25 protein-coding genes are annotated in these 23,539 nt (G+C 69.1%); 11 read left to right on the forward strand and 14 right to left on the reverse strand.

Features of this window, described 5'->3' with window-relative positions:
- Nucleotides 1-127 precede the first annotated feature (127 nt).
- The 6 genes from pspM to rimO form a co-directional block, all read right to left on the reverse strand.
- Nucleotides 128-949 (reverse strand): phage shock envelope stress response protein PspM, encoded by an 822-nt coding sequence (gene pspM / locus C8D87_RS33725; protein WP_109635138.1) that lies wholly within the window; start codon nt 947-949, stop codon nt 128-130.
- Nucleotides 950-986: 37 nt separating this feature from the next.
- A complete protein-coding gene (locus tag C8D87_RS33730) occupies nt 987-1,838 on the reverse strand; it encodes a PspA/IM30 family protein (RefSeq protein WP_109633698.1) in 852 nt (283 codons plus the stop codon).
- 358 nt (nt 1,839-2,196) lie between these two features.
- Entirely contained in the window at nt 2,197-2,625 is a 429-nt protein-coding gene (locus C8D87_RS33735) for a helix-turn-helix domain-containing protein (RefSeq protein WP_109633701.1), read from the reverse strand.
- Nucleotides 2,626-2,727: 102 nt separating this feature from the next.
- Nucleotides 2,728-3,207 carry a CinA family protein gene (locus tag C8D87_RS33740; RefSeq protein ID WP_112229752.1) on the reverse strand — a complete coding sequence of 160 codons (480 nt, stop codon included), beginning with the start codon at nt 3,205-3,207 and terminating at the stop codon, nt 2,728-2,730.
- On the reverse strand, nt 3,204-3,782 hold the full coding sequence (pgsA, locus tag C8D87_RS33745; protein WP_109633706.1) for a CDP-diacylglycerol--glycerol-3-phosphate 3-phosphatidyltransferase: 579 nt from the start codon (nt 3,780-3,782) through the stop codon (nt 3,204-3,206). The genes C8D87_RS33740 and pgsA overlap by 4 nt, the downstream gene beginning before the upstream one ends.
- On the reverse strand, nt 3,779-5,191 hold the full coding sequence (gene rimO / locus C8D87_RS33750) for a 30S ribosomal protein S12 methylthiotransferase RimO (RefSeq protein WP_211337210.1): 1,413 nt from the start codon (nt 5,189-5,191) through the stop codon (nt 3,779-3,781). The genes pgsA and rimO overlap by 4 nt, the downstream gene beginning before the upstream one ends.
- Before the next feature lie 55 nt (nt 5,192-5,246).
- Here rimO and C8D87_RS33755 point away from each other — a divergent pair, with 55 nt between their 5' ends.
- The 9 genes from C8D87_RS33755 (at nt 5,247) to C8D87_RS33785 (ending at nt 11,101) form a co-directional block, all read left to right on the forward strand.
- On the forward strand, nt 5,247-5,870 hold the full coding sequence (locus C8D87_RS33755) for a hypothetical protein (RefSeq protein ID WP_112229754.1): 624 nt from the start codon (nt 5,247-5,249) through the stop codon (nt 5,868-5,870).
- A gap of 5 nt (nt 5,871-5,875) precedes the next feature.
- Nucleotides 5,876-6,376 carry an amino-acid N-acetyltransferase gene (locus tag C8D87_RS33760; RefSeq protein ID WP_267899903.1) on the forward strand — a complete coding sequence of 167 codons (501 nt, stop codon included), beginning with the start codon at nt 5,876-5,878 and terminating at the stop codon, nt 6,374-6,376.
- 63 nt (nt 6,377-6,439) lie between these two features.
- The gene (locus C8D87_RS33765; RefSeq protein WP_233439295.1) at nt 6,440-7,291 is read left to right on the forward strand and encodes a MerR family transcriptional regulator; all 852 of its coding nucleotides are present in this window, start codon (nt 6,440-6,442) and stop codon (nt 7,289-7,291) included.
- Nucleotides 7,275-8,063, forward strand: coding sequence for a hypothetical protein (locus C8D87_RS33770; protein ID WP_112229756.1), 789 nt, complete (start codon nt 7,275-7,277; stop codon nt 8,061-8,063). Before C8D87_RS33765 ends, C8D87_RS33770 begins: the two co-directional genes overlap by 17 nt.
- Nucleotides 8,064-8,076: 13 nt before the next feature.
- Complete coding sequence (locus C8D87_RS46325) at nt 8,077-8,220, forward strand: hypothetical protein (RefSeq protein ID WP_170166679.1); 144 nt, start codon at nt 8,077-8,079, stop codon at nt 8,218-8,220.
- Entirely contained in the window at nt 8,217-8,741 is a 525-nt protein-coding gene (locus C8D87_RS46330) for a hypothetical protein (RefSeq protein ID WP_170166680.1), read from the forward strand. Before C8D87_RS46325 ends, C8D87_RS46330 begins: the two co-directional genes overlap by 4 nt.
- Nucleotides 8,738-9,892 carry a YcaO-like family protein gene (locus tag C8D87_RS33775; RefSeq protein ID WP_170166681.1) on the forward strand — a complete coding sequence of 385 codons (1,155 nt, stop codon included), beginning with the start codon at nt 8,738-8,740 and terminating at the stop codon, nt 9,890-9,892. The genes C8D87_RS46330 and C8D87_RS33775 overlap by 4 nt, the downstream gene beginning before the upstream one ends.
- Before the next feature lie 4 nt (nt 9,893-9,896).
- Nucleotides 9,897-10,550 (forward strand): nitroreductase family protein, encoded by a 654-nt coding sequence (locus C8D87_RS33780; RefSeq protein ID WP_170166682.1) that lies wholly within the window; start codon nt 9,897-9,899, stop codon nt 10,548-10,550.
- 83 nt (nt 10,551-10,633) lie between these two features.
- The gene (locus C8D87_RS33785) at nt 10,634-11,101 is read left to right on the forward strand and encodes a phospholipase (protein ID WP_112229762.1); all 468 of its coding nucleotides are present in this window, start codon (nt 10,634-10,636) and stop codon (nt 11,099-11,101) included.
- 17 nt (nt 11,102-11,118) lie between these two features.
- Here C8D87_RS33785 and C8D87_RS33790 read toward each other — a convergent pair whose 3' ends face one another.
- Nucleotides 11,119-13,509 carry an FtsK/SpoIIIE family DNA translocase gene (locus tag C8D87_RS33790; RefSeq protein ID WP_112229764.1) on the reverse strand — a complete coding sequence of 797 codons (2,391 nt, stop codon included), beginning with the start codon at nt 13,507-13,509 and terminating at the stop codon, nt 11,119-11,121.
- A 148-nt stretch (nt 13,510-13,657) separates the two neighbouring features.
- On the opposite strand from C8D87_RS33790, the gene C8D87_RS33795 reads away from it, so the two are divergent.
- Nucleotides 13,658-14,401 (forward strand): lysophospholipid acyltransferase family protein, encoded by a 744-nt coding sequence (locus C8D87_RS33795; protein ID WP_233442450.1) that lies wholly within the window; start codon nt 13,658-13,660, stop codon nt 14,399-14,401.
- Here C8D87_RS33795 and C8D87_RS33800 read toward each other — a convergent pair.
- Genes C8D87_RS33800 through C8D87_RS33810 form a run of 3 tightly spaced genes read right to left on the reverse strand, consistent with a single transcriptional unit; the run spans nt 14,298 to nt 18,609 of the window.
- Entirely contained in the window at nt 14,298-14,978 is a 681-nt protein-coding gene (locus C8D87_RS33800) for a hypothetical protein (RefSeq protein WP_215732570.1), read from the reverse strand. The genes C8D87_RS33795 and C8D87_RS33800 overlap by 104 nt on opposite strands.
- A gap of 43 nt (nt 14,979-15,021) precedes the next feature.
- Complete coding sequence (locus C8D87_RS33805) at nt 15,022-15,795, reverse strand: alpha/beta fold hydrolase (protein ID WP_112229768.1); 774 nt, start codon at nt 15,793-15,795, stop codon at nt 15,022-15,024.
- Between the two features lie 9 nt (nt 15,796-15,804).
- Nucleotides 15,805-18,609, reverse strand: coding sequence for an AfsR/SARP family transcriptional regulator (locus C8D87_RS33810; protein ID WP_112229770.1), 2,805 nt, complete (start codon nt 18,607-18,609; stop codon nt 15,805-15,807).
- Nucleotides 18,610-18,714: 105 nt separating this feature from the next.
- On the opposite strand from C8D87_RS33810, the gene C8D87_RS33815 reads away from it, so the two are divergent.
- Entirely contained in the window at nt 18,715-19,329 is a 615-nt protein-coding gene (locus tag C8D87_RS33815) for a class I SAM-dependent methyltransferase (RefSeq protein WP_109633740.1), read from the forward strand.
- Here C8D87_RS33815 and C8D87_RS49285 read toward each other — a convergent pair.
- The 4 genes from C8D87_RS49285 to dapA form a co-directional block, all read right to left on the reverse strand.
- Nucleotides 19,265-20,020, reverse strand: a complete 756-nt coding sequence (locus tag C8D87_RS49285; RefSeq protein ID WP_411711505.1) for a DUF6891 domain-containing protein — start codon at nt 20,018-20,020, stop codon at nt 19,265-19,267. The two genes, C8D87_RS33815 and C8D87_RS49285, sit on opposite strands and share 65 nt — an antisense overlap.
- Nucleotides 20,021-20,076: 56 nt before the next feature.
- Entirely contained in the window at nt 20,077-20,874 is a 798-nt protein-coding gene (gene atpB / locus C8D87_RS33825) for a F0F1 ATP synthase subunit A (protein WP_109633742.1), read from the reverse strand.
- Nucleotides 20,875-20,956: 82 nt separating this feature from the next.
- Nucleotides 20,957-22,636, reverse strand: a complete 1,680-nt coding sequence (locus tag C8D87_RS33830; protein ID WP_109633745.1) for a ribonuclease J — start codon at nt 22,634-22,636, stop codon at nt 20,957-20,959.
- Nucleotides 22,633-23,529, reverse strand: coding sequence for a 4-hydroxy-tetrahydrodipicolinate synthase (gene dapA / locus C8D87_RS33835; RefSeq protein ID WP_109633748.1), 897 nt, complete (start codon nt 23,527-23,529; stop codon nt 22,633-22,635). The genes C8D87_RS33830 and dapA overlap by 4 nt, the downstream gene beginning before the upstream one ends.
- Nucleotides 23,530-23,539 lie beyond the last annotated feature (10 nt).

A 23,539-nucleotide genomic window follows, 5' to 3' on the forward strand; every position in this document is an offset into this window, starting at 1 on the left:
CGGCCCCGGAATCCTGCCACGCGATGTAGTGGCTACGGCTAGATAACGGTCTGATAATCACACGATTGCTGTAAAGATCTCCAGGGGGAACCGCCTAATAGGCCCGCGCGACTACCCAACGTCACCCTCAGTAGGCTGAATAGCCTGACACGTCTCGCATCGCAGACGCGAGACCGGCCATGTGGTCCGTGGCGTCGTCGAGCACCTCACGCGGATCCTGGAACGCCGTGCTCGCCGCCAGCGCCTGACCGGCGGCCGCCACCAGCGAACAGTAGCGGTCCACGCCGTCCGCCAGTTGGATTCTGAGCACGCGCACGCCCTCGACCAACGGCGCGCGCTCCAGCGGCGGGGCGGTGTCGCGAGCGCGCTCCACGGCCTGAAGCTGCGCGGACACCGAGCGGATGGCTGCGGAAGCCTCCTGGGCGGTCTGCCGGGCGTGCTGTACGGACTCGGTCGGCATCGACGTGAGCGTCGGCGAGTCGAGCTGACGCAGCAGCTCGTTCATGGCGTCCTCGGCCTCGTGCAGCTTCTCCATCGGAACGCGCGCCGCGGAGATGTGCGCGGGCAGTGGCGGCCTGGGCGGTGGCGGTGGAGCCAGCTCGAGCCGTCGGCGGGCCGCGCCCAGCTCACGCAGCTTGAACCCGCTGCGGACGGCGAGCAGTCCGGGCACGGCGGCACCGATCGTCCCGGAGACGGCGGCCCACGTGCCGAGCACGCCGGTGTAGCCGAAGACGGCGAGCGTGCCGAAGATCGTGATCAGCGCCAGCCAGAACGTCAGCACGGCGTTGGTGCGCTTGCGCTTGCGTTCCAGCTTGGCGCGCGGGTCGTTCCACTTCTGCAAGCGGTAGCGCGCCTGCTCGGCCAGCGGGTGGCCCTGGAGCGACGCACCCAACTCGTTGACGACCTTGCGGACGATCTCGTTGTTGGGACGGTTTCTCCAGGGCTCCATGATCACCTGCTGACTCCTCCTGCCCCGATGCCCAGTTCTAGCTCTGAGCCGGCGGGACCTGCTGCTGCGTGGTCTTCTGCTCCTGCTGGACGCGCTGCGCGATCTCGGCCTGGATCTGCGCCGCGGCGCTGTTGCCCGCGGTGACCTGCGGCGGCGTGCTGGCCTGGCCACCGTGCATGGACGCACGGATCTGCTCCAGCCGCGACGAACCCGCGAGCTGCGTGGTCGAGGCCTGCACCTCGAGCATGCGGCCCTGCACCGAGTTCTGGGCCAGCTCCGCCGACCCCACCGCGGTCGCGTAGCGCTTCTCGATCTTGTCGCGGACCTCTTCGAGCGACGGCACGTTGCCCGGCGCCGCGAGCTCGCTCATCTGGTTCAGCGAGGCGGAGACCTGCTCCTGCATCTTCGCCTGCTCCAGCTGGCTGAGGAGCTTGGTGCGCTCGGCGAGCTTCTGCTGCAGCATCATCGCGTTGCGCTCGACGGCCTGCTTGGCCTGAGCGGCGGCCTGCAGCGACTGGTCGTGCAGCGTCTTGAGGTCCTCGATGCCCTGCTCGGCCGTCACGAGCTGGGTGGCGAAACCCTGTGCGGCGTTCTCGAACTGCTGGGCCTTCTGCTCGTCGCCCTTCGAGCGCGCCTCGTCGGCGAGCACGAGCGCCTGACGCGCGGAGGCCTGCAGCTTCTCTACGTCGCCGAGCTGCCGGTTCAGCTTCATCTCCAGCTGACGCTGGTTGCCGATCACGGCCGCGGCCTGCTGAGAGAGCGCCTGGTGCTGACGCTGCGCCTCCTCGATGGCCTGCTGGATCTGCACCTTCGGGTCAGCGTGCTCGTCGATCTTGGACGAGAACGCCGCCATGAGGTACTTCCAGAACTTCACGAACGGACTGGCCATCTCCTACGCCTGCCTTCTCGGTGCCGGTGTTGGATCCATCGTCTCAATTGTGCGTCGGCGGTTCCACCAACCTGGGGAGATATCCGGGAACACCCTGACCCACCCCGGGACTTAGGAGTACACGCCTGACGACGTGCCAATCCTGCCCGCACCCGCGCCCGAGGACGCGGTGACCCAGCGTGCTGTGGCCAAGCCGTTGCCTGCCGTCCGGCACGCTGCCGTCGTTGTCAGTTGAACGTGCGAACGGCCGTTCTTGTTGCAGACCGTCACGTGTCGGGGGCCACAGCGCAGGGCCGGGCAGCCGAATGCGAGCGGCCCCGCTCGCCTCTGGGCGAGCGGGGCCGGCAACGACGTGTGGTCAAGCTGCGACGACTGCCTTCGGCGGCTCGCCGATCTTGCTCGTGAGCCTGTGCGTGAGCATCGGCTGCAGCCGCAGGTCGGACAGGTCGTCCGAGAGCGTGGTCGGCAGCACGCGGCCACCCTCCAGCTTCCCGCGCTCGTGCGCCGAGCGGCCGTCCGGAACGGTGTCCGGCACCGTGTCGGGCGTCTGCTGAACGGCGCCGATGTCGGAGGCGACGTGGTGCAGCAGCTCGGACAGCGGCAGGTCCAATGCTTCACAGATGGCCGCGAGGAGCTCGCTGGACGCCTCTTTGCGGCCGCGCTCCACCTCGGACAGGTACCCCAGGCTCACGCGGGCGGTCCGAGAGACCTCGCGCAGCGTGCGGCGTTGGTTGGTGCGGGCATGGCGAAGCCGATCACCGATCGCCTCGCGTAGCAGCACGGTCATCGCGCGCCTCCTTCCGGCCGGCCGTGTCCCTACGTTACCGATCGACACCGACAACGGGCAGTGACTTCCGAACACGTCCGCCAAGGGCGAACGAACGCGAAGTCATCGTTTGTTCCCGTCCGCGGTGATCAGCAGGTAATCCGACAGCAGGACCAGCGCTTTTTCAACGGCTGTGAAACGCACCGCTTTCCGGTCGCCACTAACAGTGATTGTCCGCACTGTGGACACTCCAGGACCGCTCAAGCCGATGTGGACCGTTCCTGGAGCGACTCCATCCTGCGGATCGGGGCCTGCGACCCCGGTCAGTCCGATCCCCCAGTCCGATTTGCACCGGTTCCGGGCTCCCTCGGCCAGTTGGATCGCAACATCGGGGTGCACGGCTCCGTGCTCGTCGAGCAACTGCTGATCCACGCCCGCGAGCTCGTGCTTGAGCTCGGTGGCGTAGACGATCAACCCACCGCGGACCACGGCACTCGCCCCCGGCGTGTCGACGATCGTCGCGCACAGCAGACCCGCGGTCAGCGACTCGGCGGTGGCAACGGTCTGCCCGCGCTCCTTCAGCAGTCCGACGACGTTGGTCACGCCACCGCCCTACCTGCGCGAGCTTTCAACTTGAACGCCCGGATGACGTAATCAATTCCCGTCACCACCGTGAGGGCCAGCGCGGCGGCCATGATCACCCACGCGATGATCGCGATGACGTCGTTCTGCGGCAGCAGGAACAACCCGATCGCAATGATCTGCAGCAACGTCTTGGCCTTGCCGCCGCGGCTGGCGGGGATGACGCCGTAGCGGATCACCCAGAACCGCAGCAGCGTCACGCCGACCTCGCGCACGGCGATGACGATCGTGATCCACCACGGCAGCACGTCGAGGATGCTGAGGCCCACCAGCGCGGACCCGGTCAGCGCCTTGTCCGCGATCGGGTCGGCGATCTTGCCGAAGTCGGTGATCAGCCCGTGCTTGCGGGCGAGCGTGCCGTCGATGTGGTCGGTGAAGCTCGCGACGGCGAAGATCCCGAACGCGATGAGCCGCCACGTCGTGTCGAAGCCGCCCGCCGCGAACAGTGAGAGCAGGAAGACCGGAACCAGTGCCATCCGCGCCATCGTGAGGATGTTGGCGACGTTGAGCAGCGGGACCTTCCTGGCCTCCGTCATGTCCCCAGCACCTCGATCACTTCGACGACGAGGTCGACGCCCTCGGAGTCGACCACGCGGCACCGCACGAGGTCACCGCGCTTGAGGTCCTCGGCTTCGAGCACGATGCACTCGCCGTCGACCTCGGGCGCCTGGTGCTCGGCCCTGCCGACGCAGTCGCTCTCGTCGTCCTCCTCGTGCTCGACCAGCACGACGACCTCGCTGCCGACGCGGTCCTCCGCGCGCTGGCTGGTCAGCTCCTCGACGAGGTTGCCGATGCGCTGGACCCGCTCCGCGATGGTGTCCGCGTCGAGCTTGCCGTCGAGGTTCTCGGCCTCGGTGCCGTCCTCGTCGGAGTAGCCGAAGATGCCGACCGCGTCGAGGCGCGCCTCGGTCAGGAACCGCTCCAGCTCCTGCAGGTCCTCCTCGGTCTCGCCCGGGAAGCCCACGATGAAGTTGCTGCGGATGCCCGCCTCCGGCGCGTGCTCGCGGATCTGCCACACGAGCTTGAGGAAGCTGTCGGTGTCGCCGAACCGGCGCATGCGCCGCAGCACGTTCTCGCTGGAGTGCTGGAACGACATGTCGAAGTAGTTCGCGACCTTCTCGGTCTTCGCGATGGCGGCCACCAGCGACGGCTTGGTCTCGGCCGGCTGCAGGTAGCTGACCCGCACGCGCTCGACGCCCGGGATGCTCGCGAGGCGGGGCAGCAGCTGCTCCAGCGCGCCGTGCTCACGCGGCAGGTCCTTGCCGTAGCTCGTCGAGTTCTCGCTGACGAGGAAGAGCTCCTTGACGCCGTTCTCGGCGAGCCACATGGCCTCGGCCACGACCTCGTCGGGGTGCCGCGACACGAACGCGCCGCGGAAGCTCGGGATCGCGCAGAACGAGCACCGCCGGTCGCAGCCGCTCGCGATCTTCAGCGGGGCCACGGGGGCGTCGTCGAGCCTGCGGCGCTGGACCTTGGTGGGCCCCCAGCCGTGGCCGGGCACCTGGACGTCGGCGGCCGCCTCCTGGCGCTTCACCGGCGTGATGGGCAGCAGCGTGCGGCGGTCCACCGGCACGTGCGACTCGACCCGCTTGCCGTGCAGCACGTCGTCGAGGCGCTCGGCCAGGTCGTTGTACTGGTCGAAGCCGAGCACGGCCGCCGCCTCCGGCAGGCTGTCCGCGAGCTCCTTGCCGTACCGCTCGGCCATGCAGCCGACCGCGACGACCTTGGCGCCGGTGTCGGACGCGGCGAGCAGCGTGTCGACCGAGTCCTTCTTGGCCTGCTCAACGAAGCCGCACGTGTTGACGACGACGACGTCCGCGCCCTCGTCCACCAGCTCCCAGCCGCCCTCGCCGAGGCGCCCGGCGAGTTCCTCGGAGTCGACCTCGTTGCGGGCGCAGCCCAGGGTCAGCAGCGACACGCGTCGCGGAGTGGTGGGAGAAGACACGGCGCTCAGCGTAACCGGCCCAGGTCTCCCGCCTTCAATTGCTACGGTCCCGGCCGTGGACCTGTTCGTCTCGACCCGCCCGGACGGCTCTGGGTTCTACGGCTCGCCACCGCTCGCCCCCGGCGCCCGGTGCACGTTCGACCCGGACGTGTTCTTCGCCCAGGTCCCACCACGCGAGCTCGACCCGTACGACGGGATGGTCGTGCACGAGAGTCCGCGCGACGTTGTGGCGTGGCCGTGCCGCATCTGGCGCGTGACGGACGTGGGCACGCCGGTGAGCGAACACCCTCATTTGAAGTTCTCTCGCGTCCGGGAACTGACAGGCGTCGAGGAAGTTCCGTCGTGGCAGTTCTTCGGCCCGCACGGCGACCAGGTGCTCACGATCCTCGACCAGGCCGCGCGGCTGCGCCAAGAGCAGGTGGACCGCATCGCGGCGATGGACGGGACCCGTGAGCGGAGGCTGTACGAGAAGCACTGGGACGACGGCTGGGGCAACTCGTACCTGGAGGTGCACCGCGCAGTCGAACGCGCGGCCGAGTACCGCGACGACGAGATGTGGCGAGACGCACGGGACTGCGCGGTCGCGGCGGCCTGGGGGCTGGAGCAGGACCTGTACACCCCCGCCGAACGCGAGGTGCTTGCCCGCCGGTGGACGTCCGTGATGGGCACTCATACTTGACGATCGTGACCAGTGGGGTAGTCGTGCGGCGCGCCCGCACCAGTGATGTGCGCGCCATGAAGGCGTTGATCGACGGGTACGCGGGGAAGGTCCTGCTGTCCAAACCGCTGGTCACCCTCTACGAGGCCGTCCAGGAGTTCTGGGTGGCCGAGGAGGACGGTGAGCTGCTCGGCTGCGGTGCCCTGCACGTGATGTGGGAGGACCTGGCCGAGATCCGCAGCGTCGCGGTCTCCCCCTTGGCGCTCGGCCGCGGCGTGGGTCACCGGATCGTGGCGCAGCTCATCGCGACGGCCAAGGAGCTGCAGCTCGCGCGCATCTTCGTGCTGACGTTCGAGACCAAGTTCTTCGGCAAGCACGGGTTCGTGGAGATCGAGGGCACGCCGGTGAGCCCCGAGGTCTACGAGGAGATCATGCGGTCCGTCGACGAGGGTGTCGCCGAGTTCCTCGACCTGAGCTACGTGAAGCCGAACACCCTCGGCAACAGCCGGATGCTCCTGGAGTTGTAACTCTTCGAGTAATTACTCGAAGAGTCTTGACTCGACGAACCTGGGCACACCAAGATTTGCGGTGTGCCCGAATCGCTGACCATCGACGAGCTCGCTGCCCGGATCGGCCTGCCCAGCAGCACCATTCGCATGTACCAGACGAAGGGTGTGCTGCACGCGCCGAGAAGGCAGGGGCGCGTGGCGTTCTACGACGCCTCGCACGTCGAGCGGTTGACACTGGTCCAGCGGTTGCAGCAGCGGGGGTTCTCGCTGCCGGCGATCGCGGAGCTGATCACGGCACGCGAGAAGGGCGAGTCGGTCGCCGCGGTGCTCGGCATGGGCGAGGCCGAGGGACCCGACGACTGGGTTCGGATCAAGGTGCGCGACATCAAGCACCTGATTCCGATGGGAGACGTCCAACCGCGACTCCTCCTCCGGGCTATGCGGTTGGGCTTGGTGCGGTGGAAGTACGGCTGGCCGCACGCGCGTCGCTGGGCACTCGAAGCGGGCGGCAGGCTCGCCGGCCTCAGGGTGCCCAGCGATGACGTCATGGACAGCTTCACGCGCCTGCGCACGGCGACCGACGCGATCGCGGCGGACTTCGTGCGGTTGTTCGAGCAGCAGTTCTGGCCGGAGCTGGCCCGCAAGGCCGGTGACGAGAACCAGCTGGAGAACGTGCGGACGTTGCTCGTCGAGCTGACCTACACGGCGGAGACCGCGGTGGTGGGGACGCTGCGGGAGTCGATCAGGGACGCGGCGGAGGAGTTCGCGTCGCGGCACGGGTTGCTGCCCAGCGACGAGTTCCAGCCCGCGTGGGCGGAGCAGCCGCTGCCGCCGATCGCCGAGAAGATCGTCGATCCGGACGGGGAACTGCCGAGCGAGCAGGAGATCGAGTGTTTTCTGGCGAGGGGGGACGAGGATGAGCCTGGTCGCTGATCCCCGGTGGCACGCGCAGATGAGAGACGAAGGCCTGGTCGTCTACGCGGGCGCTGACCTCGCGTACCTGATTCCAGACCTGCCCAGGGCGGTGGCCGTGGCGCTGGCGGGACTGTTCGAGCCGGTTTTGAGGGGAGTGGCTCGAACGGTCGACGAAAGCCGGTTGGGGGAACCGGTTCGCCGGCACGTGGCCCAGCTGAGGACCCTGGGCGCTCTCCGCCCGGCGCGGTTGCCCGCTGACGAGCGCAAGCCGATGGGGGTCGGCACGCGGTTCGTCGGCGAGGCACCCGCCGGGCTGGTGGAGCGGTTGCCGCAGAACGACGATCCGGACCTCTTGCTCGTTGTGCGGACCACCGGCACGTTGGTCGACCTGGTCGAGGTGGCGCGCACCACCGAGGTTCCGCACCTGTTGCTGGACCTCGCGTACCACCACACCGCCGCGATCGGGCCCCTCGTGGTGCCCGGCGCGGGCGCGTGCCTGGCGTGCCTCGCGGTGCGGGCGGGGCGGCGGTGGGGGGATCCGCCACCTCCCCCGCATCCGGGAGCGACGTCTTCGGACTTCCCGGTTTCTCTTGCGTTGCAAGCGGTTCAGAACATCCGCAACGGTTCGCTGGCGCTGCTGGACGCGGTCGTGACCGTCAACCTCGACGAGTTCACGACGACGCGCGAGAGCGTGCTGCCCGCCGCCGACTGCGAGATCTGCCCGGCGCTTCCCGTCGGGCGCGTGTCGTTGCCCTGGGGGGACAGTGAAAGCGGTACAGCCACCACCTGAACCACTCGACGGCGTGGCCGGCGGGCTCGTGATGCTCGACCTGCTCGTCTGGGTCTTCTTCTTCGTCGTGGTCGTCGCCTGCGCGGCGGTCTTGTCGGGCCTGCTCACGGGCCTCGTCTTCGGTGCTGTCCACCTCTTGAGGAGGTCCAGGCGATGACCACCGCGGTCCGGTTGCCCGACCAGTTCTCACCCGGTGCGGCCGCCGCGAACGCCGCGACGCCCACCTGTTGCTGTTGTTGTTGCTGTTGCGCGGTTTCCTCGGTCGGCGCCGCCGTGCACATCCCGGAAGCGCTGCACCAGGACACCAAAGAGCTCGAACGCCCGCGCAGCCTCCTGGTCCTGCCCGCCGCGCTCTACCCGCTGCTCGTCGTCGTGCTGCCGTTCGTCACGCTGGGCGAGGTCTTCGACCTCCACTGGGGTTGGTGGGTCGGCGGCTTCGGGGTGGCGCTCGGGTGGGCGGTCGCGTCCGGCGTCATCGCTCGATCGCCGAGGCCGGGGATGAGCGCGATACGGCTGCTCGGCTGGGCGTTCCTGTGGTGCGTCGAGCCGTTCGTCGTGCTGCCTCTGCTGGGACCGCTCGCCGAAGCCACGCACATCTCGGTGATCGCGGTGATCTACGTCGGCGGCGCATCGGCGTTCGGGTACCGGCTCTTCCGGCACTACCGGGGCAAGCGGTGAAGACCGTCGCCGAGGCGCTGATCGAGCGCGCGGTCGGGTGGCGGCAGGGTGTCGTGTCACAGCTGCACCCCGTGCCGCACAGTCTGTCCGATGTGGACATCGAGGGCTGGGCAGCGGTGCCGGAGCCCTTCGCGACCGGCGGCACTTCCGGCGGCACGACCCGGGTCGCGGCTGTTGCCGAAGCCCTGGAACGGCACGCTGCCGCGCGTGCTCCGCTGGAGGTCGCGACCGACGGGGAGTGCTGGCCGTTGGAGCACTTCAGCCTGCACACCGTGGAACAGCGGGTTCGGGGCGACTACCGCTACCGCAGGGGATACGTCGACACGCGGTACACGCGGGCCTGGACGTTGCCCGGCAACTCCCCGATCCGCGTGCCGGCCGGGCTCGTCGGCCTGGACGCCTCACACGGTCTGCCCACGACCTCGTCCGGTCTGGCGGCAGGCCCGTCGACCACCAGCGCGTTGCTGAGGGCCACCCAGGAACTGGTCGAGCGCGACGCGTTCACCACGACGTGGCTGCATTCCATTGCACCACAACGGTTCGCTGCCGATCTTCCGCACGGCGCCCAGGCGTTCGACCTCACGCCCGACTACAGCCCGCACCCGGTGATCGTCGTCGCCGGCTCCCTGCCGATCGCCGGCAAACCGCGGCCGACACTCGGCCTCGCCTGCCGCGCGACCGTGGCGGAGGCGCTGCGGAAGGCGTACGAGGAGTGGGTGCAGGGCACGGTGTTCATCGAGGTGTGGCTGGCGCGCAACGGTGATCAGCCCGTCTTGGACGTCACCGACTTCGACAAGCACGCGGTCTACTACGCGACCCACCCCGACGAGTGGGAAGCGCTGCCGTGGTGGAACGGCATCGAAACGGATCCGCCACCGGACGCGGCATGCCGTGGCGTCGCCGCTGAACTCACCGAGCTGGTGCACGCGCTGGACGACCGCGGCATCCGGCTCGCGTACCGGGAGCTCACCACGCCGGAACTGTCGGCGGTCGGCCTGCACTGCGTCCGCGTCCTCTCCCCCGACCTCGCGCCGCTGCACCCGGACCACCGCTGGCCGCACCTCGGCGGCCGCGTCCGCGAGCTGCACTGGCGCTACCCGCACGCCTCACCGGGCGTGTTCCCCAATCCAGCACCACATCCGTTGGGGTGATCGCGTGTTCGACGACTTCTGGGCCGCCAGCCGGTTCTCACCGCTGCACCAGCGCAGGCTCGGCGAACGGCTGCGCGACTTCCGGCCGCAGCCGCCGTTGATCGACCCGCTGGAACTGCCTTCCGCGCCGCGACCGCTGCCGAAACCTCACGACCGGCTGCAGAAGCTGTTCCAGGCACGGAAGAGCACCCGCGAGTTCGCGCCGAAACCGTTGACGGACAAGCAACTCGGCGCAGTCCTCGGCGCGCTGGGCGACAACAGCCACCCGTCCGCCGGCGGCCTGTACCCGTTGCGCTGCTACGCGTTCGTGAACGATCGTGCCGTCCGCTACGACATCCGCCGGCACGCCCTGCAGGACATCGGCCCGGCGCCGGCGGATCTGGCGGAGATCCTCGGCACGCCCGAGGTGCCGCCGCTCGCGATCGTGCTGGTGCTGAAGGACGACGAGGCGTTCGAGAAGTACGGCGAACGAGCGGGCAGGTTCGGCCTGATCGAGGCCGGCGCCGCCGCCCAGAGCATCTGCCTCCGTCTGGCAGAGCAGAAACTCGGCGGCTACCTGCTCGGCGGAGTAGCGGACCACGAGATGCTTCACTCACTCGGCTTACCGCGCGAACTTCGCGTGGCCACAGCGATCGCGTGCGGTCACCTGATCACCTGACGTTCATCAGATCGTGTCTACCGAGGACTGTCGATCACACGCTACAACTGGCGAGACCCCGCTCACACACCGAGGAGCTCGCCATGTCGAAGACCCTGCGCTCGGCATTCGTGGGTGCCACCGCATCCCTGGCCCTGATCTTCACGGGTGCACCGGCCCACGCCGTGGACATCGTCGCGGTGACCGACAACTACCTCTACTCGAAGACACTCAGCCAGTTCACAACACTGCGCGCCCAACAGCCCCACGCCGGCCAGCTCGACTGGTCGTCCGACGGCTGCTCGTACTCGCCGGACAACCCCTTCGGCTTCAAGTTCCTGCCGACCTGCCACCGGCACGACTTCGGCTACCGCAACTACAAGCGCCAGGGCCGGTTCAGCGAGGCGAACCGGCTGCGCATCGACAACAACTTCAAGTCCGACATGTACAAGCAGTGCGGCAGCAACTGGACGTGCAGGCGGACCGCCGACCTCTACTACGCGGCGGTGCGTGAGTTCGGTGGCAGCGCGAGCTCCACGGCCACGAGCATCCAGCAGGCAGGCCTGAAGTAAGTCCCTGAAAGCAGGACTCAGTCCTCGTCGCCGACGTCGGCGGGGCCGCCTCCACGCATCAGGTGGATCACGGACTCGAGCTCGTCCGGCTTGATCAGCACCTCACGTGCCTTCGAGCCCTCGGACGGCCCGACCACCCCGCGGGTCTCCAGCAGGTCCATGAGGCGCCCCGCCTTCGCGAACCCGACGCGGAGCTTGCGCTGCAGCATCGACGTCGAGCCGAACTGCGACGTGACGATCAGCTCGGTCGCCTGCACGAGCAGTTCGAGGTCGTCGCCGATGTCGGCGTCGATCTCCTTCTTCTCGCCGGCCTTCTGCGACGTGACGCCGTCGGTGTACTCGGGCTGCGCCTGGTTCTTGGTGAACTCGACGATCGACGAGATCTCCTCGTCGCCGACGAACGCACCCTGGATGCGCACCGGCTTCGACGCGCCCATCGGCAGGTACAGGGCGTCGCCCATGCCGATCAGCTTCTCGGCGCCCGGCTGGTCCAGGATCACTCGCGAGTCGGTCAACGACGACGTCGCGAACGCCAGCCGCGACGGCACGTTCGTCTTGATCAGACCGGTGACGACGTCGACGGACGGGCGCTGCGTCGCCAGCACCAGGTGGATGCCGGCCGCACGCGCCTTCTGCGTGATGCGGACGATGGCGTCCTCGACGTCACGCGGTGCGGTCATCATCAGGTCGGCGAGCTCGTCGACGATCGCCATGATGTACGGGTACGGCCGGTAGACGCGCTCGGAGCCGGGCGGCGCGGTGATCTCGCCGGACTTCACCTTGCGGTTGAAGTCGTCGACGTGGCGCACCCGGTTGACCTGCATGTCCTGGTAGCGCTGCTCCATCTCCTCGACGAGCCACGCCAGCGCGGCCGCGGCCTTCTTCGGCTGCGTGATGATCGGCGTGATCAGGTGCGGGATGCCCTCGTACGGCGTCAGCTCGACCATCTTCGGGTCGATCAGGATCATCCTGACCTCGTCCGGCGTCGCGCGGGACAGCAGCGACACCAGCATCGAGTTGACGAACGACGACTTGCCGGAACCCGTGGAGCCCGCGACCAGCAGGTGCGGCATCTTGGTCAGGTTCGCGGTGACCATGTGGCCCTCGATGTCCTTGCCGAGGCCGATCAGCATCGGGTGCGTGTCCTTGACCGTGGACGGCGCGCGCAGCACGTCGCCGAGGCGCACCATCTCGCGGTCGCTGTTCGGCACCTCGATGCCGACCGCCGACTTGCCGGGGATCGGGGCCAGCAGGCGCACGTTGTCCGTCGCCACGGCGTACGCGATGTTCTTGGTCAGCGCGGTGATCTTCTCGACCTTCACGCCGGGGCCGAGCTCGACCTCGTAGCGCGTGACCGTCGGGCCGCGGGTGAAGCCGGTGACCTGGGCGTCGATCGAGAACTGGTCCAGCACGCCGGTGATGGCCTCGATCATCTGGTCGTTGGCCTTGCTGCGGGTCTTCGGCGCGTCACCGTTCTTGAGGACGTCCGGCGGCGGCAGCTGGTACTCACCCTCGACGGCGCGCACGACCATCGCCGTGGCAGCGGCCTTCTCCTTCTTCGAAGCAGGGGCAGGCTTCGGCGCGGGCTCCGGCTCCTCCAGCGGCAGTTCGGCCTGCGGCTCCTCCTCGACGGGCGCGGCTGCCTGGCGGCGGCGCGACGGGCGGCGCAGGCGAACCGGCTTCGGCTCCTCCGCGGTCTCTTCCTCGTCGAACGGGGTTTCCTCTTCGGCCGCGCCGGGGTGCAACAGCGAGCGGATCCGCTCGGGCGCCTGGCGGATCGGCGTGTGCGTCACGACCAGCAGGCCGTACGCGAAGATCAGGAACAGCAACGGGCCCGCGACCCACGACGTGAGGCCCTGCGCGAGGAAACCGCCGGCCAGGTAGCCCAGCGCACCACCGGCGCTGCGGCGTTCGATCGGATCCATCGGCAGGCCGCCGATGAGGTGGAACATGCCGAGCACGCCGATCATCATCAGCAGCGAGCCGATGATCAGCCGCGGCCGCGCTTCCGGCTTCGGGTCGGTGCGCATCAGCGTGATGCCGATGCCGAGCAACACGACCGGCACGATCACCGCAGGGAACCCGACGGAGCTGCGCACCGCGACGTCGACCCACTGGCCGACCGGTCCGCCCGCCTGCCACCACACGCCGGCGCCGGTGATGAACGCGAGCGCGATCAGCAGCAGCCCGAGCCCGTCCCGGCGGTGCTCGGGGTCCAGGTCCTTGGTACGGCTGACCGTCCGCACGAGGCTGCCGACACCACGCCCCAATGCGCCCCACACGGCGCTGATGGCGCCGCCGCTCTTGCGCGGGGCGGGCTTTCTGGACGCGGTGGAGCGCGCCCGCGGCTTGGCTGGTGCTTTGCCGCGTGACGTGGTCTTTCTCGAAGTCCCTGTACGCCCGGCCATGTGTATAAGGTAGTCCCTCGCGTCTCACCAGCCCCGTTTGCAACTGGGACGCGTGCGAAAGCTCATGGTTCCCCGGATTCGGCACGGTGTCGTTCCGACACGCCGTACGCTGCCCCGCGTGTCCACACCGCTCTTCTGGCGCGTGCTCATGGCGATCGACCGTGGCTTCGTCGCGCTGACCGGCAAGCTCGAGGTGTCCGGCGACGTTCCTCAGGAGCTGCTCGGCAAACCGTTGCTGCTCGCTTCGAACCACATCGGCAACCTCGACCCGTTCGTGCTCATCGCGGCGTGCCGCAGGATCGGCATCAACCCGCGCTTCATGCTCGCGGGCGGCCTCCTCGACGCGCCGATCATGGGCCCCGCCCTGAAGGCGTGCGGCCACCTGCGCGTCGACCGCAGGTCGGCGAACGTGGGCGAGGCGATGCACCGCGCCGTCGAGGCGTTGCAGAAGGGCGGCGACCCGATCGCCGTCTACCCCGAGGGCAAGATCACGCTCGACCCAGGCATGTGGCCGGAGCGCGGCAAGACCGGTGTCGCCCGCATGGCGCTGGGCGGCGGCATCCCGGTGATCCCGATCAGCCAGTGGGGCGCCCACGAGGCCGTGTACTGGGGCAACCTGCGCGTCTCCGGCTGGCGGGACTTCCTGCCGTACCTGAGGTCGTGGCTGTCCGCGATCCGCAGGCGCCCGACGTTCAAGGTCCACTTCGGCAAGCCCGTCGAGCTCTCGGACCTCTCCGCGGAGACGATGGGCGACGCCCGCCGCGCCCACGAGCGGATCATGATCGCGATCACCGAGGGCTTGGTGCCGCTGCGTCTCGACGAGCCGGACCTGCCGCGCTTCCACGACCCGACGCGACCGACGACCGGTTCCTCCCCCTGGCGGCCCGCCTGATCGAGTAGGCGATCACGGTGATCAGCATCAGGAACGGCGCCGGGCTGCTGGTGTAGATGCCGATCACCAGGTCCGCCAGCGGGATCACCAATGCCAGCACGAACGCCTTGGTGCTCGCCGTGGGCAGCTTGACCTTCGGGTCCGCCCACGGCGTGCGGCCCCACGGCTTCGCGACGCTGAGCCACGTCTGGAACGCGAACCCGCTGATCATGCAGGCGGTGCCGACCGGCAACCACGAGGTCACGTGACCGTGCGCGGCAGCTTCGAGTTTGTCGCTCAGGATGAAGATGCCGATGTAGAGCTGAACGATGGTGATCGCGAACTTCGAAAGCACCCACCACTGCCGGAAGTAGCCCCACGGCGTCGTCGCGCTGAGCATCATGCCGGTGAACGCACTGGCGGCGCCCATGAACGCGAGCACCTGGTGATCCAGCACGCGCGCCATCCTGAACGCGTTGATGTCCCCCGTGTTCAAGCCGTAGAGCACCAGCGCCAGCAGCCCGACGGCCTGGCTGAGCCAGCCGACCGAGGTCACGACGTGCAGCCACACCACCAGCGTTCTCGCGCGTTTCGCCATGACATGTAGCTTGCCTACGCATCATGGCGTCACGCATCAGGGATCACCCTGACTCGGCAACCCGATCCAGCCACTCCCCCATGAGCGCGTTGAACAGCACAGGCTGCTCGATCTGCAGGTTGTGCCCAGCGGTGTCCAGCACGGCGAACGACGCGTACGGGTAGTGCGGGAGCAACGCGTAGACGTCCTCGTAGCCGGTCACGTTGTCCTGGCGGCCGGTCAGGAACAACGCGGGCCGCTCGTACGTCCCCAGCTCCGGACCGGCGGACAGGACCCACCTCCCGTGGATCCGCTCCATCGCGTCGCGATCCGCGAGCTCGAGACCGGGCACGATCTCGGCGGCGAAGCGCCGCGCCGTTTCCGCCGTCCGCACCACGGCCATGCCGTCGAACTGCGCGGCCAGGCCGGGATCGAGCACGACGCCGTCCGACCGGCGCACCTCGAACCGCGGCAGCGTCCGGTCGGCCGGGAACACGTTGGTACCGGTCGGGCAGATCAGCGCCAGCCCGCGCACCTGATCCGGTCGCCGATGCGCCAAGGCCCGTGCGAGGTAACCGCCGTAGGACTCCCCGACCAACAGGAACGGGCCGCCGATCTGGGTGTCGACGAACTCCTCAAGCGCCGCAAGCATGTCGTCGCTGGAGTCGATGCCGTCCGCCGGCGACTTCCCCATCGCCGGCAGGTCGGGGTAAAGGCGCCGATAACCGGGCCTGGTCTCGAAGAACGGCTCCAGGCAGCCGAGCATCAGGCGGTGGTCGGGGGTCCAGCCGTGAATCGCGAGCACCGGAGTGCCCGCACCGTGTTCTACGAAGTGCACGAGGTAGTTCTATGCCAACTCGTGCAGCCGTGCCCGCACTTCCGCGGTGAGCGGGTGGTCGTAGTCCTCGTAGATCGTCAACGCTTCGAGCAGGTGCGTGCGGGCGACGTCGGGCTGGCCCGCGCTCGTCTCCCCCAGGCCGTGCAACGCTTCCGCGAGGCTCTTGCGGTCACCCAGCACCCGCAGGAAACCGAGCGCGTGCCGGAACGAGTCGCGGGCCTCGATCCGGTGGCCCAGCTTGAACTGCGCCCAGCCGATGCTGACCAGGGCCATCGCCTTGCCGTGCACGGCGTCGTGGGAGTCCATCAGCTCGAACGCCGTCCGGGCCGAGGCCAGCGAGGTTTCGTACTGGCCGGCCGAGCGGAGGATGTCGCTCAGGAACAGGCGCGTGCCGCCCTCGCCGAACCACGAACCCACCTCGGCGTGGCCCTTCAGAGCCTCTCCGAACCTGTCGACGGCGAGGTCGAACTGGCGCATGCCGCCGTACGCCATGCCCAGGCCGGTGAGGCTCCACGCGGCGCCGACCTGGTCGCCGATCTCGCGGCGGATCGACAGAGCGCGGTCGAAGAGCTCGAGGGCGTCGGCGAAGCGCTGGCCGCGGAAGGCGGCGAGGCCCTGGCCGTGGATCGCCCAGGAGCGGGCGGCCTGGTTGCCGTCGCGAGCGGCGGTGCGTTCGGCGATGCGGTAGGTGCGGGTCCACTCGTCCAGTGCGCTGGAGACGATGAAGTAGTTCCACAGCGCGACCGGGATCTGCCAGGCCGTGGGCGAGTGGTGGTCCTCGGCGAGGCGGGAGACGGCCAGGAGGTTCGAGGACTCCCTGCGGCACCAGGAGAAGGCCTCGTCGTGCGAGGTGAAGTCCTGAGTGGACAGTGGCGGCAGCAGGAACGACGGGTGGTCCGGCGGGGCGATCACGGTGCCGGCGGCGTTCGCGGTGTCGAAGTACCACTGCAGCAGGCGTTTCACGGCTTCGGAGCGGCCCTCGGAGGACTCCTCGGTGGCGCTGAGCTCCGTGGCGTACAGGCGCAGCAGGTCGTGCAGGCGGAAGCGGCCGCGGGCGACCTCCTCCAGCATGTGACCGCCGGCCAGCACGTCCAGCAGGACCCTCGCCCTGGACACCGGCACGCCGGTCAGCGCGGCGACGGCGTTCAGGCTGATCTCGGCGCCGGGATGCAGGCCGATGAGGCGGAACATCCTCGCCGCGTCCGGCTTCAGGGCGAGGTACGACCACGAGAACGCCGCGCGCACGGCCGTGTCCTCGTCGTCGCCGGTCGCCAGCACGTTGAGCCGGTCGCGTTCGTCGGCGAGGTCGCCGGCCAGGTCGGCCAGCGTCAGGTGCGGCCGGGTGACGACGCGTTCGGCCGCGATCCGCACCGCCAGCGGCAGGTGGCCGCACAGCTCGACGAGCTTCGCGGCCGCATCGGGTTCGGCGGCGACACGGTCCGGACCCACCGCGGAAGTCAGCAACGCCAAGGCTTCGCCGCGGGTCAGCGTCGACAACGTCACCGAGTGCGCGCCATCGCGGGCGACCAGGCCGCCGAGGTGGTTGCGCGAGGTCACCAGCACCATCGACGACGAACGGCCCGGCAGCAGCGGGCGCACCTGTTCGGCGAGCCGCGCGTTGTCGAGCAGCACCAGCACCCGTTTGCCGGCGAGCACACTCCGGTACAGGGCGGACTTCGCGGGCAGGTCGTCCGGGATGCGTTCGGCCGGCACGCCGAGACTCTGCAGGAGCTGGTGCAGAGCGGCGGCGGGCTGCACGGGCGGCGACGACGCGTCGAACCCGCGCAGGTCGACGTGCAGCTGCCCGTCGGGGAACCGGGAAGCGACCTGGTGCGCGAACCGGACGGCGAGCGCGGTCTTGCCGACACCGCCGGTGCCGGTGATGGCGACGAGCACCGGCGAGTGGTCGTGCGGGACGAGTTCGGCGAGCTTCGCGAGCTCCTTGGCGCGGCCGGTGAAGTCGCGGATCTCGTGCGGCAGCTGGACGGGCACCAGCGCGGGCGCCGCGGGTTCCGGCTGCGGGTCGTGGCGGCCGACGAGAAGTTGTTCGTGGAGCTGGCGAAGCTCTGGTCCGGGCTCGATGCCGAGCTCCTCGATCAGCAGCCGGCGCAGGTCCGTGTAGACGGCGAGAGCCTCCGCCTGCCTGCCGCCGCGATACAACGCGGACATCAGCAGGCCGTGCAGCCTCTCGCGCAACGGGTGCGCGCTGACCAACGTCGTGAGCTCCGCCGCCACCTCAGCCTCACGCCCGACGGACAGCATCAACGCGGCGCGCTGCTCCACGGCCGTCAGTCGCATTTCGGCGAGGCGCGCACGTTCCACGGCGGCGAACGGTCCTGGCACGCCCTCCAGAGCGATACCGCGCCATAAGCCCAAAGCAGCGTCGAACGCGCTGATGGCGTCCGCAGGTTGAGCACGCAGCCGTCCGGCTTCGTCCAGATGGGCGCGGAACAGGGCGACGTCGGCACTGCCGGACGGGAGCCTCAGCAGGTATCCAGCGTCCGTCGAGAGCAGCACCGAGCTCGGCGCCCGCGAGGCCCTGCCCGGTTCGAAGAGCCTGCGCAGGCCGGCCACGTAGGTGTGGATGCCGTTGTCCGCGCTGGCGGGCGGCTCGTCACCCCAGACGGCGTCGATCAGCTCGCTGCGGGAGACGACGTGGTTGGCGCGCAAGGCGAGCACCGCGAGCACAGCTCTCTGCCGCGGCGGACCCAGGGTGAGCTCCTGACCGTCCACCGTCGCCGCGAGCGCGCCCAGCATGCTGACGCGCAACTCGTTCCGCACCGTGTGTCCCACTCCGTCGCTGTCCGCAGTCACCTAGCAACCTACCGTCAGTTTTCGTCCAGAAGCCATCCAGAGTCCGTGCAGAGGGCTTCTCCACACTTCACATCAGGTGGATTGGGCCGAAATGAGGGGGCGGAGATGAACGCGGCCGATGTCTTCGACACGCTCGGGCTGGAATACCAACGCGCTTGGTCGCACCAGCCCGCGCTGCACGGCACCCTCGCCTGGTTCGCCGCGACGCAGCCCTCCGGCTCGCGCGTGCTCGACATCGGTTGCGGCACGGGCGTTCCCGTCGCGCGCACCCTCGCCAAGGCGGGCATGAAGGTCACCGGCCTGGACGTGTCCCCGGTGATGGTCGACATCGCGACCGCCCAGGTCCCGGAAGCGACGTTCCACAAGATCGACATCCGCGACTTCGAGTCGCCGGCTGGTTCGTGGGACGTCATCTGCGCCGTCTTCTCCCTGCTGCAGATGCCGCAGGCCGAGATCATCCAGACCCTCGGCCGCGTCTCGGCGTGGCTGCGGCCCGGCGGCCACTTCTTCCTCGCCACCGTGGCCATCGACGTCGAGCAGATCACGCTGCCGTGGATGGGCCAGGAGATCGAGGTGTCCTCGTTCTCCGAGGAGAACTTCGAGGAGCACCTCGGCAACGTCGGTCTGCGGGTCGTGCGCCGGAGCCGGCCGGTTTTCACGCCGTCCTTCCCCGGCGCCACGCCCGAGGAGTCGCTGCACCTGGTGTGCCAACGTCCCTGACCGACCAGGCGGCGGCGCCAGTCCAGAGGACTGACGGTGATGGCCCTGCCGGGGTCGCGGACCCACTCGGTGCCACGACCTCGTGGCCGATGGCCGCAGTGGTCTCGGACGACCCGTCGAAGCCGCCGTAGAGGAGCGTCAGCCCGTGACCGGCCGCGGCGGAATCCGTGCACTGGGTGTGGGAGTAGGCGAAGCCGCGGGCATCGGAGCCGCCTTCACCGCCGATTTCGGACTGGCCGCAACTATGGCAACAGGTGAAGTTCTCGCGGGCGGTCATACCTGCCTCCTGCAGTGCGGCGAACGCGCGAGTGAGCCGCTCAGGATCGGTTTCCCCCTGCCATGAGGTCTGCTCCACGACCCGCTCCAGCCACAACCGGTCGGCCAGCGCCTGCGCCTGCGCACGCGAAACGGGCGTGGGGTACTCCGTGTGAGCTCGGCCAGTTCGGCGCGGGAGGCGTAGCCGCCGACCAGCACCTCGCGGACCCGCGCCTCCAACTCCGCGCGCTCGTCCTCGTCGAGATCGAGCCGCGGCGCCTCGCGGAAGGATGCTCCAGCTCGTAGTCACCACCGGCCTCGTGCCAGACCTGGACGAAGACGTCGGGCAGGTCGGGTATCCGCTGAACCACCAGAAACCGGTCACCCTCGCCACCGATTCGCCGGACCAGCGCAGCCAGCTCCTCGATGGACACACGGACGTGCCGCTCCCCGTTCTCCGTTTTCACCACGATCTCGAGCTTGCGCGGATCGCTAGTGCTGCTCGGCCAGCGCGCGGCCGATGAAGTGCGCCGACAGCAGGGCGAAGATGTAGGCCTGCAGGACCTGCACCAGCGCCTCGAGCAGGTACAGCGCGATGGCGAGTGCGAAGCCCAGCGCCGACAACGGCTTGAGCCAGATCGGGGCCTGCAGCAACAGGAACTCGGCGCCGAGCGTGAACACCAGCACCAGCAGGTGGCCCGCGAACATCGCCGCGAACACCCGGATCGCGAGGTTCACCGGGTCGAAGAAGAACTTCAGGATGACCTCGGTCGGGATCAGCAGACCCCACAGCACCGGCTTCGGCACGTCCGCGATGATGAACTGGTTGCGCAGGTAGCCCTTGAGGCCGAACTTCCTGATGCCCACGAAGTGGTAGAGCGGGAAGATGATGATCAGCGCGATCGCGAACGGGAACCCGCTGTGCGTGAACGTCGGGAACTGCACGAGCGGGATCAGCCCGTAGACGTTGTTCACCAGCACGAAGCAGAAGATGCTGACGATCAGCGGCACGTACGGCGCGAACTCCTTCGCACCGATCTGCTCCCGCGCGATCGTGTTGCGGCCGAAGTCGTAGACCGACTCGGCGGCGAACTGCCAGCGGCTCGGGACGATCTTCAGGTTCCTCGTGGTGACGAGGAAGAACGTCAGGATGATGACGACCGACAGAACCAGCAGAACCTGCGGTTTGGTCGGCGCGAACGTGAACGGCAGTCCGAGTGGATCGTGCCAGGTGAAGATGGGCGGCAGAAGAATGTCGTCTTTGCCGGGCGGAACAAACTCGTCGGCCATGGGCGTCCCCCTCGTCCAAGGTCAGAGATCCGACCTTAGCGGACGAGAGGGACGCAGATCACAGGAGGGTCACGGTCGTTGATCAGACCGGGATGACGGTGGGCACGATCATCGGCCGGCGGCGGTACGTCTCGGCGACCCAGCGGCCCACGACCCGCCGCACCGCCTGAGCGACCCGGTGCGTGTCGGTGATGCCCTCGGCTTCGGTGCGCGCCAGCTCCATCTCGACGAGCGGCACGACCTGGTCCAGCGCCTTGGGGTCGTCCGAGAAGCCGCGCCCGGAGATCGTCGGCGACGACACGGCCCTGCCGGTCGCGGTGTCGATGGCGACGGAGATCGAGATGAACCCGCCCTCGCCCAGGACCAGCCGGTCGGACAACGTCGACTCGCCCACGTCACCCACGGACAGACCGTCGACGTACACGTGGCCGACGACGACGCGGCCGCTGACGGCGGCCTTGCCGTCGATCAGGTCCACGACGACGCCGTCCTCGGCGATCACCACGTGGTCCTCGGCCACACCGGTCGCGACCGCGAGAGCCGCGTTCGCCCGGAGGTGCCGCCACTCGCCGTGCACCGGCATCACGTTGGACGGCCGGACGGCGTTGTAGAGGAACAGGAGCTCGCCCGCCGGGGAGTGACCGGAGACGTGGACCTTGGCGTTGCCCTGGTGCACGACGGTCGCGCCCAGCTTGGCGAGGCCGTTGACGACGTTGAAGACCGCGTTCTCGTTGCCGGGGATCAGCGACGACGCGAGGATCACCGTGTCGCCCTCGCGGATCGAGATCTGCCGGTGCTCGCCGCGGGCCATGCGCGACAACGCCGACAGCGGCTCGCCCTGCGAACCGGTCGACACGAAGAGGACCTCGTCCTCCTCCATCCGCATGGCCTCGTCCAGGTCGACGAACAGGCCATCGGGGACGTTCAGGAAGCCCAGATCCGACGCGATGCCCATGTTGCGGACCATCGAGCGGCCCACGAACGCGACCTTGCGCTTGTACTGCACGGCGACGTCGAGAACCTGCTGCACGCGGTGCACGTGCGAGGCGAAGCACGCGACGATGACCCGCTGACGCGCCTTGCGGATCACGTTCTCCAGCACCGGGCCGATCTCGCGCTCCGGCACGACGAAGCCGGGCACCTCGGCGTTGGTCGAGTCGACCAGGAACAGGTCCACGCCCTCGTCGCCCAGCCGCGAGAAGCCCGCCAGGTCGGTCAGCCGGCCGTCCAGCGGCAGCTGGTCCAGCTTGATGTCACCGGTGTGCAGCACGAGCCCGGCGGTGGTCCTGATGGCGACGGCCAGCGCGTCCGGGATCGAGTGGTTGACCGCGAAGAACTCCAGCTCGAACGGCCCGAAGGACGAACGCTGGCCCTCGCGGACCTCCACCAGCCGCGGGTTCTGGCGGTGCTCCTTGCACTTCGCCGCGAGCAGCGCCAGCGTGAAGCGGGAGCCCACGACCGGCAGGTCGGGGCGCAGCTTCAGCAGGAACGGGACCGCGCCGATGTGGTCCTCGTGGCCGTGCGTCAGGACGATGGCGTCGATGTCGTCGAGCCGGTCCTCGATGGCGCGGAAGTCGGGCAGGATCAGGTCGACGCCCGGTTGGTCGTCTTCGGGGAAAAGAACGCCGCAGTCGACGACGAGCAGCCGGCCGGCGTGCTCGAAAACCGTCATGTTGCGGCCGATCTCGCCGATTCCGCCGAGTGCGACGATCCGCAGACCGCCTTCCGGCAGAGCGGGCGGGATTTCGGTCGATTGGGTCACGCGTTGACTCCCAGTTCGGCCGCGATGGCCTCGATGTCTTCGGCCGCGGCGGGCACCAGCGGCAGACGCGGGTCGCCCACGTCCAGTCCGCGCAGGCGCAGTGCGGCCTTCGTGTAGGTCACGCCGGGAACCCGGCGGAAGGGTCGCAGCAGCGGCAGCAGCGACTCGTGGATCTCCTTCGCGCGCACCACGTCACCCGACTCGTAGGCGTCGGCCAGGTCGCGGAGGCGATCCGCGGCGAGGTGGCCGATGACGCTCACGAACCCGACGGCGCCGACGGACAGCCACGGCAGGTTCAGCGGGTCGTCACCCGAGTAGTAGGCGAGGTCGGTGCTCGCGATCACCCTGCTGCCCGCGTGGAGGTCGCCCTTGGCGTCCTTCACGGCCAGGATCCGCGGGTGTTCTGCCAGGCGCAGGAGCGTGTCGACCTCGATCGGCACGACCGCGCGCGGCGGGATGTCGTAGAGCATCACCGGCAGGTCCGACGCGTCGGCGACGGCGGTGAAGTGCGCGAGCAGGCCCTCCTGCGGCGGCCGCGAGTAGTACGGCGTCACGACGAGTGCGCCGTGCGCGCCCGCCTTCTCGGCCTGCTGCACGAGGTGGATGCTGTGCGCGGTGTCATAGGTGCCCGCGCCGGCCACCACGGTGGCCCGGTCGCCCACGGCTTCGACGACGGCCGTGATCAGCGCTGCCTTCTCACGGTCGGTCGTCGTCGGGCTCTCTCCGGTCGTGCCGTTGACGACCAGGCCGTCGTTGCCCAGGTCCACCAGGTGTTTCGCCAGCTCCTGCGCCTTGGCGAGATCGACCTCGCCGCGGGTGTCGAACGGCGTGACCATGGCGGTGAGAACGCGGCCGAACGGGCGGTTCGGCGCTGCGTACGGGCTTCCGGGCATGCGCAGAAAC

Origin of the sequence: Lentzea atacamensis, from assembly GCF_003269295.1 — a bacterium.
In the GTDB taxonomy this organism is placed as follows: domain Bacteria; phylum Actinomycetota; class Actinomycetes; order Mycobacteriales; family Pseudonocardiaceae; genus Lentzea; species Lentzea atacamensis.

Excerpts from the sequence above, each read along its gene's own strand:
- pspM (WP_109635138.1), bottom strand. The coding sequence starts at position 949 with ATGGAGCCCTGGAGAAACCGTCCCAACAACGAGATCGTCCGCAAGGTC.
- C8D87_RS33730 (WP_109633698.1), bottom strand. The coding sequence starts at position 1,838 with ATGGCCAGTCCGTTCGTGAAGTTCTGGAAGTACCTCATGGCGGCGTTC.
- C8D87_RS33735 (WP_109633701.1), bottom strand. The coding sequence starts at position 2,625 with ATGACCGTGCTGCTACGCGAGGCGATCGGTGATCGGCTTCGCCATGCC.
- pgsA (WP_109633706.1), bottom strand. The coding sequence starts at position 3,782 with ATGACGGAGGCCAGGAAGGTCCCGCTGCTCAACGTCGCCAACATCCTC.
- C8D87_RS33770 (WP_112229756.1), top strand. The coding sequence starts at position 7,275 with ATGAGCCTGGTCGCTGATCCCCGGTGGCACGCGCAGATGAGAGACGAA.
- C8D87_RS46330 (WP_170166680.1), top strand. The coding sequence starts at position 8,217 with ATGACCACCGCGGTCCGGTTGCCCGACCAGTTCTCACCCGGTGCGGCC.
- C8D87_RS33785 (WP_112229762.1), top strand. The coding sequence starts at position 10,634 with ATGTCGAAGACCCTGCGCTCGGCATTCGTGGGTGCCACCGCATCCCTG.
- C8D87_RS33790 (WP_112229764.1), bottom strand. The coding sequence starts at position 13,509 with ATGGCCGGGCGTACAGGGACTTCGAGAAAGACCACGTCACGCGGCAAA.
- C8D87_RS33795 (WP_233442450.1), top strand. The coding sequence starts at position 13,658 with ATGGCGATCGACCGTGGCTTCGTCGCGCTGACCGGCAAGCTCGAGGTG.
- C8D87_RS33800 (WP_215732570.1), bottom strand. The coding sequence starts at position 14,978 with ATGGCGAAACGCGCGAGAACGCTGGTGGTGTGGCTGCACGTCGTGACC.
- C8D87_RS33815 (WP_109633740.1), top strand. The coding sequence starts at position 18,715 with ATGAACGCGGCCGATGTCTTCGACACGCTCGGGCTGGAATACCAACGC.
- atpB (WP_109633742.1), bottom strand. The coding sequence starts at position 20,874 with ATGGCCGACGAGTTTGTTCCGCCCGGCAAAGACGACATTCTTCTGCCG.
- dapA (WP_109633748.1), bottom strand. The coding sequence starts at position 23,529 with ATGCCCGGAAGCCCGTACGCAGCGCCGAACCGCCCGTTCGGCCGCGTT.